13 protein-coding genes are annotated in these 16,965 nt (G+C 65.7%); 5 read left to right on the forward strand and 8 right to left on the reverse strand.

Annotated features, from left to right (window positions below; translation table 11 throughout):
* Positions 1 to 115: 115 nt before the first annotated feature.
* Both C3E99_RS20250 and C3E99_RS10760 read left to right on the forward strand, forming a co-directional pair.
* Entirely contained in the window at positions 116 to 241 is a 126-nt protein-coding gene (locus C3E99_RS20250; protein ID WP_255211446.1) for a hypothetical protein, read from the forward strand.
* A 58-nt stretch (positions 242 to 299) separates the two neighbouring features.
* Positions 300 to 479 carry a PspC domain-containing protein gene (locus C3E99_RS10760; protein ID WP_067109263.1) on the forward strand — a complete coding sequence of 60 codons (180 nt, stop codon included), beginning with the start codon at positions 300 to 302 and terminating at the stop codon, positions 477 to 479.
* 100 nt (positions 480 to 579) lie between these two features.
* Here C3E99_RS10760 and C3E99_RS10765 read toward each other — a convergent pair whose 3' ends face one another.
* The 5 genes from C3E99_RS10765 to C3E99_RS10785 all read right to left on the reverse strand — a co-directional run bounded on the left by C3E99_RS10765 (position 580) and on the right by C3E99_RS10785 (position 11,311).
* A complete protein-coding gene (locus C3E99_RS10765) occupies positions 580 to 1,266 on the reverse strand; it encodes a protein-S-isoprenylcysteine O-methyltransferase (RefSeq protein ID WP_199775002.1) in 687 nt (228 codons plus the stop codon).
* A 452-nt stretch (positions 1,267 to 1,718) separates the two neighbouring features.
* Complete coding sequence (gene rpoC, locus C3E99_RS10770) at positions 1,719 to 6,002, reverse strand: DNA-directed RNA polymerase subunit beta' (RefSeq protein WP_067109266.1); 4,284 nt, start codon at positions 6,000 to 6,002, stop codon at positions 1,719 to 1,721.
* Between the two features lie 53 nt (positions 6,003 to 6,055).
* Complete coding sequence (gene rpoB / locus C3E99_RS10775) at positions 6,056 to 10,234, reverse strand: DNA-directed RNA polymerase subunit beta (protein ID WP_076076244.1); 4,179 nt, start codon at positions 10,232 to 10,234, stop codon at positions 6,056 to 6,058.
* A gap of 310 nt (positions 10,235 to 10,544) precedes the next feature.
* Positions 10,545 to 11,078 (reverse strand): redoxin domain-containing protein, encoded by a 534-nt coding sequence (locus C3E99_RS10780; RefSeq protein WP_199775003.1) that lies wholly within the window; start codon positions 11,076 to 11,078, stop codon positions 10,545 to 10,547.
* The gene (locus tag C3E99_RS10785) at positions 11,075 to 11,311 is read right to left on the reverse strand and encodes a hexameric tyrosine-coordinated heme protein (RefSeq protein WP_076076248.1); all 237 of its coding nucleotides are present in this window, start codon (positions 11,309 to 11,311) and stop codon (positions 11,075 to 11,077) included. Before C3E99_RS10785 ends, C3E99_RS10780 begins: the two co-directional genes overlap by 4 nt.
* Before the next feature lie 242 nt (positions 11,312 to 11,553).
* Here C3E99_RS10785 and C3E99_RS10790 point away from each other — a divergent pair, with 242 nt between their 5' ends.
* Positions 11,554 to 12,138 (forward strand): hypothetical protein, encoded by a 585-nt coding sequence (locus C3E99_RS10790; RefSeq protein ID WP_234002450.1) that lies wholly within the window; start codon positions 11,554 to 11,556, stop codon positions 12,136 to 12,138.
* A gap of 85 nt (positions 12,139 to 12,223) precedes the next feature.
* Here C3E99_RS10790 and C3E99_RS10795 read toward each other — a convergent pair whose 3' ends face one another.
* On the reverse strand, positions 12,224 to 12,871 hold the full coding sequence (locus C3E99_RS10795; RefSeq protein WP_104959778.1) for a TetR/AcrR family transcriptional regulator: 648 nt from the start codon (positions 12,869 to 12,871) through the stop codon (positions 12,224 to 12,226).
* A 72-nt stretch (positions 12,872 to 12,943) separates the two neighbouring features.
* On the opposite strand from C3E99_RS10795, the gene C3E99_RS10800 reads away from it, so the two are divergent.
* Positions 12,944 to 14,386, forward strand: a complete 1,443-nt coding sequence (locus C3E99_RS10800; RefSeq protein WP_076076251.1) for an 8'-apo-carotenoid 13,14-cleaving dioxygenase — start codon at positions 12,944 to 12,946, stop codon at positions 14,384 to 14,386.
* Positions 14,387 to 14,483: 97 nt separating this feature from the next.
* A complete protein-coding gene (locus C3E99_RS10805; protein WP_104959779.1) occupies positions 14,484 to 15,563 on the forward strand; it encodes a hypothetical protein in 1,080 nt (359 codons plus the stop codon).
* 89 nt (positions 15,564 to 15,652) lie between these two features.
* Here the strand turns inward: C3E99_RS10805 and rplL are convergent, their stop codons facing one another.
* Both rplL and rplJ read right to left on the reverse strand, forming a co-directional pair.
* Positions 15,653 to 16,027 carry a 50S ribosomal protein L7/L12 gene (gene rplL, locus C3E99_RS10810; RefSeq protein WP_067109294.1) on the reverse strand — a complete coding sequence of 125 codons (375 nt, stop codon included), beginning with the start codon at positions 16,025 to 16,027 and terminating at the stop codon, positions 15,653 to 15,655.
* A 67-nt stretch (positions 16,028 to 16,094) separates the two neighbouring features.
* Complete coding sequence (gene rplJ, locus C3E99_RS10815) at positions 16,095 to 16,610, reverse strand: 50S ribosomal protein L10 (protein WP_076076256.1); 516 nt, start codon at positions 16,608 to 16,610, stop codon at positions 16,095 to 16,097.
* Positions 16,611 to 16,965 lie beyond the last annotated feature (355 nt).

Here is a 16,965-nt window from a genome sequence, read left to right on the forward strand (position 1 = left end):
TAATAGAGCCGCAAAAACCGCGCTGAACCGCCAATGAACGCAATTGGCACGGTCCCTGCAAAACATGGGGCATCCACCGGATAGTCCGGATGGGAGGAAAGAAAGGAACTTCACAATGGCCCGTTTCGACATGGACTCGTTCAAGAGCTACGCCCTTGCCGCCTTCGCATCGCTCTATGCCTCGGCCCTGCTGATGGCGATTGCCGCCCAGAACGCGCAGGTCGGCTCGCTGGTCGTCTGACCAGCCGCCGCCTTCGCCAGCAACGCCGGCCCCCGTGGCTGGGATCGAAAGGAACAACATGAAACAGGGTTTTCGCAAGAATCGTCAGGACGGCCTGATCTTCGGGGTCTGTGCCGGCCTGGCCGATCAGTTCGGCTTCGACGTCTTGTGGACACGCGTCGCCTTCGTGGCGCTGACCTTGCTCGGCTTCGGCCTGCCGCTGCTGCTCTACCTGACCGTCGCGATCCTCGCGCCCTAGCAGCACCGGGCCGGCCGCCTTCGAGGCGCCAGCACCGGCCCGCCCATTTCCAGAACCAGAAGCCCGTCGGCCGCGCCGGCGGGCTTTTTCATTCATCGATTCAGCGCGCCCTTTTCGGGAACAAACGGCCGGTGCGCGCGCAATATTCGTCCCATGCGTCGCCGAAACGGCCGCGCATCAGAGCCTCCTCGTTCGGAACGCGAAGGAACCACATGGCCGCGAAGGCCGGCACGACCAGAAAGCCGGCGATCCAATTATGGATCAACAGCGGCTGCGCGAGCGCCGATATCCAGATCGCAGCATACATGGGATGGCGAATACGGGCATAGATGCCCTTTGCAACCAGCTGGTGCCCGTCGCGAACCTCCAGCCCCGGACTCCAGTTACGGCCAAGGTCCGCATGGCTGCGCCAGAACAGCCACAGATAGGCGGGCTGCGCCAGCGCCCCGATCGCCGTCGCCCAGTCGGGCAGCGAATAGTCGGCAAAGCCAAAACCCCCTACCACAAGATGAAGAAGGGGCAGCACCATCATCGCAAGAAACATCGCCGTAAGCAGCAGGATTTCGTCCAGTCCTTTGCGCGCATCGACCACGATATTGGCGCGGTTGCGCTTCGCATGCGGCGTGCGAATGGCGAAGGTCGCGACGAAGGCCGCGAGCCAGACCAGCGCCCCCCAGCCATTCTCCCGCCATCGCAGCGCGGCAGCCAGCAACAACGCGAGAGCGACGATCACGGTCGCCGCCATGACCAGCCCTTTCAGGATCGGTCGCTGCGCCTTGTCCGCCATCTTTCCCTCCCATGCGTGCGTCGATGGCTGCCGCTTACTATATTTGATATTGATTCTCAATATCTATTGAAAAGAGGGCCAACCGGAAACTCTCGGCCTCTTGCCCATGCCGAACTCGTTTCGACATCCGTGGCCGACCTCACCTTCGTTCAAGGACAGGCCGCGCCCCCTGAAGCTGGGGATTATCCCTGCCCGACAGGAATTGTTCCCCGGCGAAAGCCGGGTCCATGCCAGATGGCGCTGCCGCTTCCGGACCCCGGCTTTCGCCGGGGAGCGAGATCCGCCATGTTCCAAGGGAGGAGACGAACCAATCCCGTTCAGGGTAGCGCAACGGGAAGGATTGGCCGTGCCGAACGCAGACATATTCGCGAGCCACCGGACTCCCAAAAGAAAGCCCCGCCGGATCGCTCCGGCGGGGCTTCTTTCCTTTGGCCGTCGGGCCGGCGTGAGGCTTATTCTTCCTCGCCGCCTTCGGGACGGTCCTCGACCATCACGTCGTCGGTGGTGAAGTCCTCGCCCTGCACCTTGCCGAGCGGATCGTCGCCCAGCGCGGCTTCGGGGCCCTGTGCCAGCTCGGCCGCATGCTCCTCGGCCGCCGTCTGCGGCGCGACGAGGTGCGCCTCGTTCGCGGCGCGCATGGCGGCGCGCAGCGCGGCGTCCTTCGACGACGCGGTGACGCGGACGCGGTTCATCGCCGCGCCGGTGCCCGCCGGGATCAGGCGGCCGACGATGACATTCTCCTTGAGGCCCATCAGCGAGTCGACCTTGCCCTGCACCGATGCTTCGGTGAGGACGCGGGTCGTTTCCTGGAAGGACGCCGCCGAGACGAAGCTGCGCGTCTGCAGGCTCGCCTTGGTGATACCGAGGAGGACCGGGCGGCCCTCGGCAGGCTTGCCGTTCTTGGGCAGCTTGGCGTTATATTCCATCATCTCCAGATAATCGAGCTGCTCGCCCGGCAGCAGCGTGGTGTCGCCGCCGTCGGTGATCTCGACCTTCTGCAGCATCTGGCGGACGATCACCTCGATGTGCTTGTCGTTGATCTTCACGCCCTGGAGTCGATAGACTTCCTGGATCTCCGCGACGAGGAACTCGGCCAGTGCCTCGACCCCCATGACGTCAAGGATGTCGTGCGGGTTGGGCGAGCCGCTGATCAGCGCGTCGCCGCGCTTCACATAGTCGCCTTCCTGCACCTCGAGCACCTTCGACTTGGGGATCAGATATTCGACCGGATCGCCTTCTTCCGGAACGATCGCGATCTTGCGCTTCGCCTTGTAATCCTTGACGAATTCGATGCGGCCGCTGATCTTGGCGATCACCGAATTATCCTTGGGGATGCGCGCCTCGAACAGTTCGGCGACGCGCGGCAGACCGCCGGTGATGTCGCGCGTCTTCGACGCTTCACGCGTGACGCGCGCCAGCACGTCGCCCGCCTTCACGTCCTGCCCGTCGTCGACCGAGATCATCGTGCCGACCGCGAGCAGGTAGCGCGCCGCTTCGCCGCTCGTCTCGTCGAGCAGGGTCAGTCGCGGCTGGAGCTCTTCCTTCTTGCCGCGGCCCGTGGCGCGATATTCGATGACGACGCGCTGCGCGATGCCGGTCGCCTCGTCGACCTGTTCGGCCAGCGTCTTGCCGTCGATCAGGTCCTGATACTTCACGACACCGTTCTTTTCGGTGATCAGCGGCATGGTGAACGGATCCCATTCGGCGATCCGGTCGCCCTTCTTCACCTTTTCGCCGTCCTTGTGCATGATCTGCGCACCATAGGGCAGGCGATGGGTCGCGCGCTCGCGGCCCTCGGGGTCGATGACCGCGATCTCGCCCGAACGCGACAGCGCCAGACGGCGGCCGCGCTGATCGACGATCGTTTCCATGTCGCGATATTCGATCGTGCCGTCGGAGATCGCCTCCAGGTTCGACTGTTCGTTGACCTGCGCGGCGCCGCCGATGTGAAAGGTCCGCATCGTGAGCTGCGTGCCCGGCTCGCCGATCGACTGCGCCGCGATGACGCCGACCGCTTCACCGATGTTCACCGGCGTGCCGCGCGCGAGGTCGCGGCCATAGCATTTGGCGCAGACGCCCAGCGCCGCTTCGCAAACGAGCGGGCTGCGAATCTTGACCGCCTGAACCTCGGCCTCCTCGATCTTCGCGACCGTGGCTTCGTCGAGCAGCGTTCCGACCGGCGCAAGCAGCGTGCCGTCGGAATCGGTGACGTCCTCGAGCGTCGTGCGGCCGAGGATGCGCTCGCCGAGCGACGCGATCACCGATCCGCCCTGCACGATCGCGCGCATTTCCATGCCGCGATCGGTGCCGCAATCCTCCTCGATCACCACGCAATCCTGTGACACGTCGACGAGACGGCGGGTCAGATAGCCCGAGTTCGCCGTCTTGAGCGCCGTGTCCGCCAGGCCCTTGCGGGCGCCGTGGGTCGAGTTGAAATATTCGAGGACGGTCAGACCTTCCTTGAAGTTCGAGATGATCGGCGTTTCGATGATCTCGCCCGACGGCTTGGCCATCAGCCCGCGCATGCCGGCGAGCTGCTTCATCTGCGCCTGCGAACCGCGGGCACCCGAGTGCGCCATCATGTAGATCGAGTTGATCGGCGCGAGGCGACCGTCGTCGAGCTTCGGCGTCGCGCGAATCTCGTCCATCATCGCGTTTGCAACCTTGTCGCCGCACTGCGACCAGGCGTCGATCGCCTTGTTGTATTTTTCCTGCTGCGTGATCAGGCCGTCCTGATACTGCTGCTCGAAATCCTTCACCAGGGCGCGCGTCTCGTCGACCAGCTTCTCCTTGGCCGCCGGGATGATCATGTCGTCCTTGCCGAACGAGATGCCGGCACGGAAGGCGTGACGGAAGCCCAGCGCCATGATCGCGTCGGCGAACAGCACCGTCTCCTTCTGCCCGGTATGGCGATAGACCTGGTCGATGACGTCGCCGATCTCCTTCTTGGTGAGGAGGCGGTTGACGACGTCGAAGGGCACGGTGTGCGACTTCGGCAGGCATTCGCCGATCAGCATGCGCCCCGGGGTGGTCTCGAACCGCTTGAGGTAGCTGTTACCCTGCTCATCGGTCTGCGGGACGCGGCTGATGACGCGCGTGTGCAGCGTCACCGCGCCCGTGTAGAGCGCCTGGTGCACCTCGGCCATGTCGGCGAGCAGCATGCCCTCGCCGGGCTCACCCTCGCGCTCCATCGACAGATAATAGAGACCGAGGACCATATCCTGCGACGGCACGATGATCGGCTTGCCGTTCGCGGGGGACAGGATGTTGTTGGTCGACATCATCAGCACGCGCGCTTCGAGCTGCGCTTCGAGCGACAGCGGGACGTGCACGGCCATCTGATCGCCGTCGAAGTCGGCGTTGAACGCGGCGCAGACCAGTGGGTGAAGCTGAATCGCCTTGCCCTCGATCAGCACCGGCTCGAACGCCTGGATGCCGAGGCGGTGGAGCGTCGGCGCGCGGTTCAGCAGCACCGGATGCTCGCGGATCACCTCGTCGAGGATGTCCCAGACTTCCTTGCGTTCCTTCTCGACCCACTTCTTCGCCTGCTTCAGGGTCATCGACAGACCCTTGGCGTCGAGGCGCGCGTAGATGAAGGGCTTGAACAGTTCGAGCGCCATCTTCTTGGGCAGGCCGCACTGGTGAAGCTTGAGTTCGGGGCCGGTCACGATGACCGAACGGCCCGAATAGTCGACGCGCTTGCCAAGCAGGTTCTGGCGGAAGCGGCCCTGCTTGCCCTTAAGCATGTCGGACAGCGACTTGAGCGGACGCTTGTTGGCGCCGGTGATCGTGCGGCCGCGGCGGCCGTTGTCGAACAATGCGTCGACGGCTTCCTGCAGCATGCGCTTTTCGTTGCGGACGATGATGTCCGGCGCGCGCAGTTCCATCAGCCTTTTCAGACGGTTGTTGCGGTTGATGACGCGGCGGTAGAGGTCGTTGAGGTCCGAGGTCGCGAAGCGGCCGCCGTCGAGCGGCACCAGCGGGCGCAGTTCGGGCGGGATCACGGGGATGACTTCCAGGATCATCCATTCGGGACGGTTGCCCGATTCGATGAAGCTTTCGACGACCTTCAGGCGCTTGATGATCTTCTTGGGCTTCAGCTCCGACTTGGTCGTCGCCAGCTCTTCCATCAGATCGCTGCGTTCCTGTTCGAGATCGAGATTCTCGAGCAGCACGCGGATCGCCTCGGCACCGATCCCGGCCGAGAAGGCGTCCTCGCCATATTCGTCCTGCGCGTCGAGCAGTTCGTCCTCGGTCAAAAGCTGGAACTTCTCCAGCGGCGTCAGGCCGGGTTCGAGGACGATATAGGCCTCGAAATAGAGAACGCGCTCAAGCTGCTTGAGCTGCATGTCGAGCAGCAGGCCGATGCGCGACGGCAGCGACTTCAGGAACCAGATGTGCGCGACCGGCGCGGCGAGTTCGATATGGCCCATGCGCTCGCGGCGGACCTTGGTCACCGTGACCTCGACGCCGCACTTCTCGCACACGATTCCCTTGTATTTCATGCGCTTGTACTTGCCGCACAGGCATTCGTAATCCTTGATCGGACCGAAGATGCGCGCGCAGAACAGGCCGTCGCGCTCGGGCTTGAACGTGCGGTAGTTGATCGTCTCGGGCTTCTTGATCTCGCCGAACGACCACGAGCGGATACGCTCGGGGCTGGCGATGCCGATCTTGATCATGTCGAAGGTTTCGGGCTTCGCCACCGGGTTCATGAAGTTGGTAAGCTGGTTCATATTTCAGGCTCCATCTTCCCCTCTCGCGGCAAGCGAGAGGGGTGAGGAAAAAATCATTCGGCGGCTTCGGGAAGAGCGTCCGGACCTTCGTCGGGATCTTCGTCCGCATAGGACGACAGTTCGACGTTGAGGCCCAGCGAGCGCATTTCCTTGACCAGCACGTTGAAGCTTTCGGGAATGCCGGCCTCGAAGGTGTCGTCGCCCTTGACGATCGCTTCATAGACCTTGGTGCGGCCGATCACGTCGTCGGACTTCACCGTCAGCATTTCCTGCAGCGTGTAGGCCGCGCCATAGGCCTGGAGCGCCCAGACCTCCATCTCGCCGAAGCGCTGGCCGCCGAACTGCGCCTTACCGCCCAGCGGCTGCTGGGTGACGAGGCTGTAGGGGCCGATCGACCGCGCGTGGATCTTGTCGTCGACCAGGTGGTGCAGCTTGAGGATATACATATATCCCACCGTCACCCGGCGGTCGAAGCGATCGCCGGTGCGGCCGTCATACAGATCGACCTGACCCGAGCGATCGAGCCCGGCGCGTTCGAGCATCGCCGACACGTCGCCCTCGCGCGCGCCGTCGAACACCGGCGTCGCGAAGGGCACGCCCAGCGACAGCCGCCCGGCGAGGTCGACGACCTGATCGGGCGTCCGCGCCTCGATGTCGGCGGCATAGTCCTCGCCATAGGCGTTGAGCAGCGCCTCGCGGACCGCCTCGGGCGGCGATGCCGCTTCCGGGTTCGGGTTCGCCGCGCGCCACTCGTCGAGCGCCGCGGTGATCTGCCGCCCGAAGCCGCGCGATGCCCAGCCTAGGTGCGTTTCGAGGATCTGCCCCACGTTCATGCGGCTCGGCACGCCCAGCGGGTTGAGCACGACATCGACGTGCGTCCCATCCTCGAGGAACGGCATGTCCTCGATCGGCAGGATGCGGCTGATGATGCCCTTGTTGCCGTGACGGCCGGCCATCTTGTCGCCCGACTGCAGCTTGCGCTTGATCGCGACGAACACCTTGACCATCTTGAGCACGCCGGGCGCCAGTTCGTCGCCGCGCTGCAGCTTTTCGACACGATCCTCATATTTCGCGTTGATGCGCTTGATCGCCTCGTCATATTGCGCCTTGATCGCTTCGAGCGCGGCCTGTGCGCGGTCGTCGACGACGGCGAGCTTCCACCAGTCGGAGCGTTCGAGCTCGACAAGCTGCTCTTCGGTCAGCGCCTCGCCCTTCTTCATGCCCTTCGGCACCGCGCTTGTGGTCTGGCCGACCAGCAGTTCCTTGAGGCTGGAGAAGGTCGCGCGGTTGAGGATCGAGCGTTCGTCGTCGGCGTCCTGCTTCAGCCGCTCGATCTCCTCGCGTTCGATCGCGATCGCGCGCTCGTCCTTGTCGATGCCGTGGCGGTTGAAGACGCGAACCTCGACGACCGTGCCCGACACGCCCGGCGGCAGGCGCAGCGAGGTGTCGCGCACGTCGCTCGCCTTTTCGCCGAAGATGGCGCGCAGCAGCTTTTCTTCCGGCGTCATCGGGCTTTCGCCCTTCGGCGTGATCTTGCCGACCAGGATGTCGCCCGGGCCGACCTCGGCGCCGATATAGACGATGCCCGCCTCGTCGAGGTTGCGCAGCGCTTCCTCGCCGACGTTCGGAATGTCGCGGGTGATGTCTTCCGGCCCAAGGCGCGTGTCGCGCGCGGTGACCTCGAACTCCTCGATATGGATCGAGGTGAAGACGTCGTCCTTCACGATGCGCTCGGAAATGAGGATCGAGTCCTCATAATTATAGCCGTTCCACGGCATGAAGGCGACGAGCACATTCTTGCCGAGCGCCAGTTCGCCCAGTTCGGTCGACGGACCGTCGGCGATGATGTCGCCGGTGCGGATCACCTCACCCACCTTCACCAGCGGGCGCTGGTTGATGCAGGTGTTCTGGTTCGAGCGCTGGAACTTCTGCAGGCGATAGATGTCGACGCCCGACTTGCCCGGTTCGACCATGTCGGTCGCGCGGATGACGATGCGGGTCGCGTCGACCTGGTCAACGATGCCGCCGCGGCGCGCCGCGATAGCCGCGCCCGAATCGCGCGCGACGGTGCCTTCCATGCCGGTGCCGACCACGGGCGCCTCGGCCCGCAGCAGCGGCACCGCCTGACGCTGCATGTTCGATCCCATCAGCGCGCGGTTGGCGTCGTCGTTCTCGAGGAAGGGGATCAGCGACGCCGCGACCGAAACGAGCTGCTTCGGCGACACGTCCATCAGCGTGATCTGGCCCTTCGGCGCCATCAGGAATTCGCCCGCCTCGCGCGCCGAAATCAGTTCCTCGGCGAAGCTGCCGTCGGGGTTGAGATCGGCGTTCGCCTGCGCGACGGTGTGCTTCGATTCCTCCATCGCCGACAGATAGACGACCTCGTTGGTCACCTTGCCGTCGACGATGCGGCGATACGGCGTCTCGATGAAGCCGTATTTATTGACGCGCGCAAAGGTCGCGAGGCTGTTGATCAGACCGATGTTCGGACCTTCCGGCGTTTCGATCGGACAGATGCGGCCATAGTGGGTCGGGTGAACGTCGCGGACCTCGAAGCCCGCGCGCTCACGCGTCAGACCGCCCGGCCCGAGCGCCGACACGCGGCGCTTGTGCGTCACTTCGGACAGCGGGTTGGTCTGGTCCATGAACTGCGAGAGCTGCGACGAGCCGAAGAATTCGCGCACCGCGGCGACCGCGGGCTTCGCGTTGATCAGGTCGTTCGGCATGACGGTCGACACGTCGACCGACGACATGCGCTCCTTCACCGCGCGCTCCATGCGCAGCAAGCCGACGCGATACTGATTTTCCAGCAGTTCTCCGACCGAACGGACGCGGCGGTTGCCGAGATTGTCGATATCGTCGATCTCGCCCTTGCCGTCCTTCAGGTTCACCAATTCCTTAACCACGGCGAGGATGTCCTCGCTGCGCAGCGTCGTCACCGTGTCCTCGGCATCGAGGCCGAGGCGCATGTTGAGCTTGACGCGGCCGACCGCCGACAGGTCGTAACGCTCGGGGTCGAAGAAGAGGCCGCCGAACAGCGCTTCCGCCGTCTCGCGCGTCGGCGGTTCGCCGGGGCGCATGACGCGATAGATGTCGCTCAGCGCCTGGTCGCGGTCCTCGGCCTTATCGGCCTTCAGCGTATTGCGGATCCACGGGCCGGTGTTGTTGTGGTCGATGTCGAGCAGCACCAGCTTGTCGATGCCCGCCGCGTCCATCTTTTCGAGATTCTCGGCCGTCACTTCGTCGCCGGCCTCGATATAGATTTCGCCGGTCGCGTCGTTGATCAGGTCATACGCCGAATAACGGCCGAAGATTTCCTCGGTCGGGATCAGCAGCGTGTCGAGCCCGTCCTTGGCCGCCTTGTTGGCGAGACGCGGGCTGATCTTGTGGCCCGCCGCAAAGACGACTTCGCCCGTCTTGGCGTCGACGACGTCGAACGCGGGCTTGGCACCGCGCCAGTTCTCGACGACGAAGGGCACCTTCCAGCCATTCTCGGCGCGTTCGAAGACGAGGCGGTCGTAGAAGAAATTGAGGATGTCCTCGCCCGACATGCCCAGCGCATAAAGCAGAGTCGTGACCGGCAGCTTGCGCTTGCGGTCGATGCGGACGTTGACGATGTCCTTGGCGTCGAACTCGAAATCGAGCCACGAGCCGCGATAGGGAATGACGCGCGCGGCAAACAGATATTTGCCCGACGAGTGCGTCTTGCCGCGGTCGTGGTCGAAGAGCACGCCCGGCGAGCGGTGCATCTGCGACACGATGACGCGCTCGGTGCCGTTGATGAAGAAGGTGCCGTTCTCGGTCATGAGCGGCATGTCGCCCATGTAGACGTCCTGCTCCTTGATATCGAGGACCGAGCGGGTGTCCGTTTCGCTGTCGACCTCGAACACGATCAGGCGCAGCGTGACCTTCATCGGCGCCGCATAGGTGATGCCGCGCTGACGGCATTCCTCGACGTCGTATTTCGGATCTTCGAGTTCGTAGTGGACGAAGTCGAGTTCGGCGGTGCCGGCGAAATCGCGGATCGGGAAAACGCTGCGCAGCGTCTTTTCGAGGCCCGAGACATAACCGACCGAGGGGTCGGACCGCAGAAACTGTTCATAGGATTCGCGCTGCACCTCGATGAGGTTGGGCATCTCCACCGCTTCGTGGATGTTGCCGAACAGCTTGCGGATTCGCTTGCTTGCGGTTGCTTCGAGGGCCTTGCCCACCGACGTCGCCTTGGTCGCCATATGTGATTGTCTCGCCTGCAAAAAATCAAGTCGCGAGCGCGATAGTGACGCAAAAAGGCCGCAGGCAACCGTTGCCGGTTTACCGCAGCTTCTCAACGCATCCCGAAATCCCCGACGCCCTATTCCTGTGGCCCGCTGCGCAAGGTCGGACCCGTCCCGGACGTAAGGAGGTGTGGGCGCGATATAGGATCGGAGGCGCGCGCTGTCAACGTGGGGAGGTTGCCACGATGCCCCGCGCACTCACCCCCATGTCATGCTGAACTTGTTTCAGCATGACGAAGCATGTTGAAGCGGGCTCGGACCCGCACCCTCAGCCGCAATCGCCTCCGACGGCGCAGACGTCGCCCTCCTGCCCGACCGGCGGAATCGCGCCCTCCCCCTCGTCGAGCAGTTGTTGGATCGCGGCGCCGACGGCAAGGTCGGGGACATGGCCGAAGCGATGCAGGCGAAGGCGGCCCTGCCGGTCTATCAGCAGCAGGCTCGGCGTGCCGCGCAGGCCATAGCGCGCCATGGTGACCGGCATGCCCGCCGGATCGTCGTGGCGATCGACCGCCACCGGAAAGGCAATGCGATATTCGTGGAGAAAGGGCTCGAGCGACACCGGGGTCATCGCGGCATGATGTTCGAACACGCTGTGCAGGCCGATGACGGCGACCGCTTCCTTCGGGAACAGCTCATATATCCGCTGGAGCTGCGGCAGGCCGTTGGCGACGCAGCCGGGGCACAGCATCTGGAAGGCGCCGATCGCCACGACGCGGCCGCGCAGCGCCGCGAGCGACAGCGGCGCGCTGTTGAACCAGCGCGCAATGTCGAGTTCGGGGGCCGCGCCCACTCCGGCCGTCACCGGCCCTTCCAGTAATCGTTCGCCGCGGCAACGGTCGCGAAATGGGTCGCGACGACCTGCGACGCGGCGATCAGCGAATCGGCGTTGCCGCCATAGGCCACCCGCCCCGCATCACGGACCGCGGCGTCGGGCTGCGTCAGCTTGACCGCGACACGCGCCATCTTGACCGCGAGCAAGAAGCCCTCTTCGGGCGTTTCGGTCGTCAGGCTCGGCAGCCAGCTTGCGTCACTCATCCTTTTTCTCCTTTGCGGGCCCCCGGACTCGGACAGCCGCGGCGAGCCTAGGCCTTTGCGGCCGAAAATGCACATCGGCGCCGAGCGCCGTCGCCGCCCCGTCGCGGCCGATTACACGACTCGTCCCGCCGAACGCACGGTTCGGCAGCATCGCGTTGGCCATATCGCGCGCTGGCGGGTTCAGCGTGCATGTCTGTTGATCACCAAGGAGAATGAACGCGATGCGAAAGATCGCCTGTTTGATGACGTCTCTTTCCCTCGGCATGGCCCTCGCCGCTGCTGCCCCGGCGGCAGCGCAGGAGGCGGCCCAGGCCGCGGCCGGCCCCAATCTTGCGCCCGGAACGGTCGTCTATGATTCCGAAGGCGCCGAAATCGGTCCGGTTTCCAGCGAGGTCGGCGACAATATCGTCGTGATGCTGGGCGACAAGCCGGTCACCCTGCCCAAGAATGCATTCGGCCAGTCCGACAAGGGCCCCGCGATCACCATCACCCGCGCGCAGTTGACCGCCGCGGTCGATCAGGCGGCCGCCCAGACCGCCGCCGCACTCGACGCCGCGATCCAGCCGGGTGCCGGCATCCTTGGCGCGAATGGCAGCGCCGTGGTTGGCAAGGTCAAGCTGGTCGAAGCCGACGGCATCGTCGTCGCGACGTCGAGCGGCGACGTCAAGCTGCCGCGCCATGCCTTCTTCCTCTCGCCCAAGGGCCTCGCCACCAGCTTCACCGCCGAGCAGTTCGCCGCGGCGGTCGCCGAAGCGACCGCTCCCGCTGCCGCGAGCGAAGCGGTTGCCGATGCCGATACCGAGACGCCGGATCGCTCTGCGAACTGACGCGTCGAAGATCGCAAACAGGAAGGGCGCGGAACCATCGCGGTTCCGCGCCCTTCTTCGTATGGTGCATCCGGAAGGAGGGTTCCTATTCGGCGACGCCGAAGGTCAGGCCGACGACCTTCTCTACCATCGTCTCGTCCCATTCGACCCGGTGATCGAGGATCAGCATGGCGAGGCCATGGACCACTGCCCAGGCGTGGAGTGACGCGGGTTCGGGATCGTCGAGATGGGGCAGCGCCTGCGCCACCCCGGCGCGCAGCAGATGATAGGCGGTCTCTCCCCCGTCGGCGCCGCCGTCGCGATAACGCTCCGGCATCTGCCGCGTGAAGCTCAACCGGAAGATCGCGGGCTCGTCATGCGCGAAGCGGACATAGGCGATGCCGGTCGCAAGGAAGCCCGCCTTGCCGCCCCCCGCCTTCAGCCACGCCTGCGCCTGAAGCGCGCCCAGTCGCCGCAGCCCTTCGTCGGCAAGCGCGTCGAGCAAGGCCTCTTTGTCGGGGAAATGGCGATAAAGGGCGGTGGCGCTCACCCCCACGTCGCGCGCCAATGCGCGCAGGCCCAGGTCGCCCCCGTCGCCCTCCGCCAGCCGCTTCATCCCCGCCGCGATCACCGCCGCGCGCAGGTCGCCATGGTGATAGGAGCCGCCCCGCGGCGCGGCTCCCTCCCCGTGCGGCGCCGGCGCTGGCGCGGCCAGGCCGCTTTCCAAGTTGACACTGTTATCATCGTCTGTCATGTTGCCACCGTAAACATAGCGACTCGATCGCGCAAGCGCAGAGTCCGGACCGAGGAGCGGAGGAGCACTGCCATGGCCAGCAACGTCGAAAATCTGATCCGCAGCGCGGTGACCAAGAGTATCACCAAGGTGGCGGACTATAATCGCAGGCGCCTGCCCCGTCCGACCGACGCGCACCCCTATCTGACCGGCATCCACACGCCGATGACCGAGGAACTGACGCTGGAGGCGCTGCGCGTCGAGGGCGATATTCCCGCCGCGCTATCCGGCCGCTACCTGCGCAACGGCCCCAATCCGGCTCTCCCCCCCGATCCCGCGAGCTACCACTGGTTCACGGGCGCCGGAATGGTCCATGGCATCCGCATCGCGGACGGCCGGGCGCACTGGTACCGCAACCGCTGGGTGCGCGGGGCCGAGGCGTGCGAGGCGCTCGGCGAACCGTTGCCGCCCGGACCGCGCGGCGACCGCAACGATGCGCCGAACACCAATGTCGTCGGGCTGGCGGGGCGGACCTTTGCGATCGTCGAGGCGGGCGGCAAGCCGGTCGAACTGTCCGACACGCTGGACAGCATCGCGCACAATCCGTTCGACGGCACGCTCGCCGGTCCCTACAGCGCGCACCCGCACCACGACTCCTTCGCCAACGAGACGCATGCGGTCACCTATGCCGGGGGCGAGCCGAACCGCGTGTGGCACGTCGTCCTCGACGCCGACGCGCATGTGATCCGCGAAGAACCGGTCGCGGTCAGCGACGGGCCGTCGATCCACGACTGCGCGATCACCGAACATTATGCGCTGGTCTTCGACCTGCCCGTCACCTTCTCGATGAAATCGCTGCTCGCCGGACACAGCTTTCCCTATGCGTGGAACGAGCGTCATCCAGCGCGGATCGGCCTGCTGCCCCGCACCGGGCGCGGCGACGACATCGTCTGGGTGCCGGTCGATCCCTGCTATGTTTTTCACCCTGCCAATGCGTTCGAGACGGCGGACGGCAAGGTGATCGTCGATGTCGTCGCGCACGATACGATGTTCGCGCGCTCGAAACGCGGCCCCGACAGCGAGCGGTCGCGCCTCGAACGCTGGACGATCGATCCCGCGGCGCGGACGACGCTGCGCACGGTCATCGACGACCAGCCGCAGGAATTCCCGCGTTACGACGAGCGGCTGACGACGCGCCCCTATCGCTATATCTACAGCGTCGCGCTGCCCGAAAGCGCCGGCGCAGAGATGGCGATCGCCGAGACACGGCTGCTGCGCCACGATCTGGAGAAAGGCACGACCGAAGCGCGCGACTTCGGCCCCGGACGCCATCCCGGCGAATTCGTCTTCGTGCCGCGCGCGGCGGCGGGCGCAGAGGACGACGGCTGGCTGATCGGGCTGGTCGTCGACATGAACGACCAGACGACCGAACTGACGATCCTGAACGCCGACGACTTCAGCGGACCGCCGCAAGCCGTCGTGCATCTGCCGCACCGGGTGCCGCCGGGATTCCACGGCAACTGGGTCGCCGACTGACGCCTTCGGGCGGACGCAGCAGCGCCTCGGTCACGCGCAGCGAGCGCTTGCCGCAGCGCCCAATCTTCGCCCAGCCGCCTCAGGACAACGGCTCATCGTGGAAATCGGCTATTTTGGGCAGCGCTTTGCGCGCGCCATCCGTTCGATTGTCACGATGACAAGACATATTGCCCTCTCCCGCCCCGCCACGAGCGCGATTGCCGCGCTCTTGGTCCTGTCCGCCCCTGCCGCTTTCGCGCAGGAAGCGCCGACGGCGCCTCCCACAATATCCCCCACGATGCCGATGAGCCCGCCGGTCGCCGCACCGACCGTTCCGGCACCCGGCCCGGCCGCTTCCACGGCCCCCGTCGCCACGCCGCCCGCGCCGCAGCCGGTGATCCGCGTTCCCCTCGATATCGCGCCGCCCGACGAGGCGGACACGCCCAAGGCCGAACCGAAGGCGGCAGCCGCAGCGGCCCCGACACAGGCGCAGCGTGCCCCGGCACGGCCGCGCGCGGCAGAGTCCGCTCGGGCCGCCGCCGCGCCGGCGCCCGTCGAAACAGCCCCCGCCGAAACAGCCGAAGCGGCGCCAGCCACCGAGATGACGGCGGCCGCTCCGCTTGCCGCAGCCCCCGCGACCGTTGCGCCGCCGGCCGAGACCATGGCCGAACCAGTTGCGCAGCGCGCGACGGGCAATGACTCCTTTCCCTGGGAGATCGTCGGCGGCGCCGCGGCCTTGCTGGTGATCGGCGGCGCCGGCCTCGCCTTCGCACGCCGCCGCCGCACGGCGGATGAGGAAGAAGCGTTCGACACCGTCTTCATCGACGATGCCCGTGCAGCCGATCCGGTCCCGGCGGTTCCCGCACCCTCGCCGACGCCGCCGAGCGCGCCCGCCTTTGCCGCAACCCCTGCTGCAGGCATGGGTCGTCACGAAGCGATGGCGATGGCCGGCCCTACCCCGGACAACCCCTTCGTCACGCTCCGCAAGCGCCTCGTGCGCGCACGCTTCCTCGATCGACAGGACCGCGCCCGGTACGACGCCATGCTCGCGGGCCAGAAGGACCTGCGCCGCAAGCCGGTGAGCGCGTGGGAAGTTTCGCAGCGCCCCGCCCCGGCCCCGGCGGCCGAGCAGGAGGTACGCCGGCCGGCGCCGGGTCGTCTGGGCGAGACGCGCCGTCCCGGCCTGACCCGCGGCTGACCAACAGAAAAAGGGCGGCGCCATACGGCACCGCCCTTTTTCTTTTAGCGGAAGCGGCGGGACAGGCCCGCCGCGGCCCGCACGACCGATTACTTGAGTTCGACGGTCGCGCCGGCAGCTTCCAGCTTCTTCTTGATTTCTTCGGCTTCCGCCTTGTTGGCGCCTTCCTTGACGGCCTTCGGCGCGCCTTCGACAAGCGCCTTGGCTTCGCCCAGGCCCAGGCCGGTGATCGCGCGAACTTCCTTGATGACGTTGATCTTCTGACCACCGTCGCCCGTCAGGATGACGTCGAATTCGGTCTGCTCTTCGGCAGCCGGAGCGGCGCCACCAGCGGCGGGAGCGGCAACCGCAACCGCGGCGGCGGCCGAAACGCCCCACTTTTCTTCGAGCAGCTTCGAAAGCTCGGCGGCTTCCAGAACGGTCAGCGCCGACAGGTCTTCAACGATCTTGGCAAGATCAGCCATGTTCATTCTCCATATGGGACCGGGAAAACCCGGTGAATTGTTGCAGATAGATAATCAGATAAAAGACTTATGCCGCTTCCTTGGCACCATAGGCGCCAAACACCCGCGCAAGCTGACCCGCCGGGGCTGCCGCGATCTGGGCAACCTTGGTGGCCGGGGCCTGAACCAGGCCGACCAGCGTGGCGCGCAGTTGGTCGAGCGATGGCAGCGCCGCCAGCGCCTTCACGCCTTCCACGTCGAGGATCACGTCCCCCATGCCGCCGCCAACGATCTCGAGCTTGTCGTTGGTCTTGGCAAATTCCACCGCGACCTTCGCAGCAGCCACCGGGTCGGCGGATGAAGCAATGGCCGTGGGGCCGGTCAGCAGATCGCCGATACCGGTATAGGGCGTGCCGTCGAGCGCGATACGGGCGAGGCGGTTCTTCGAGACCTTGAAGCTCGCGCCGGCGTCACGCATCTGCTGGCGAAGCACCGTCGACTGGGCGACGGTGAGGCCCAGGTTGCGAACAATCACAACCGAGGCTGCATTCGACAGCGTGGCGTTCAGCGCGGATACGGCTTCGGCCTTTTGAGCACGATCCATGCCTTGTTTCTCCACTCATGCCCGAAAGCCCGCGCACCGGAATGCGCGCGCCGCCGGGCGGCTGACACACGCACGGACAGACACGGGACGCATCCCGCCGATCCGCGCGCAACGATGTCCGATGGGGTCGGTCAAGCCGCGAACGCCGGGCGGGGCCAGGCGGGCGACCGATAAAGACTGTTCCCCGTCTAGGCTGGAAATTAAGCGGGGCAAATCCCCCGCACCAACGGTCTCGGACGGAATTGCCGGGGCCAGGGCCCTGACAACACGGGGGCGCTCATAGCGGCGCGACGCGCAAAGTCAAGGCGTGGGGGGGCATTAGGATGTCGTGCGCCTACCTGATCTCCCCTCCCCG

The organism is Sphingopyxis sp. MG (genome assembly GCF_002953155.1).
Lineage (GTDB): Bacteria > Pseudomonadota > Alphaproteobacteria > Sphingomonadales > Sphingomonadaceae > Sphingopyxis > Sphingopyxis granuli.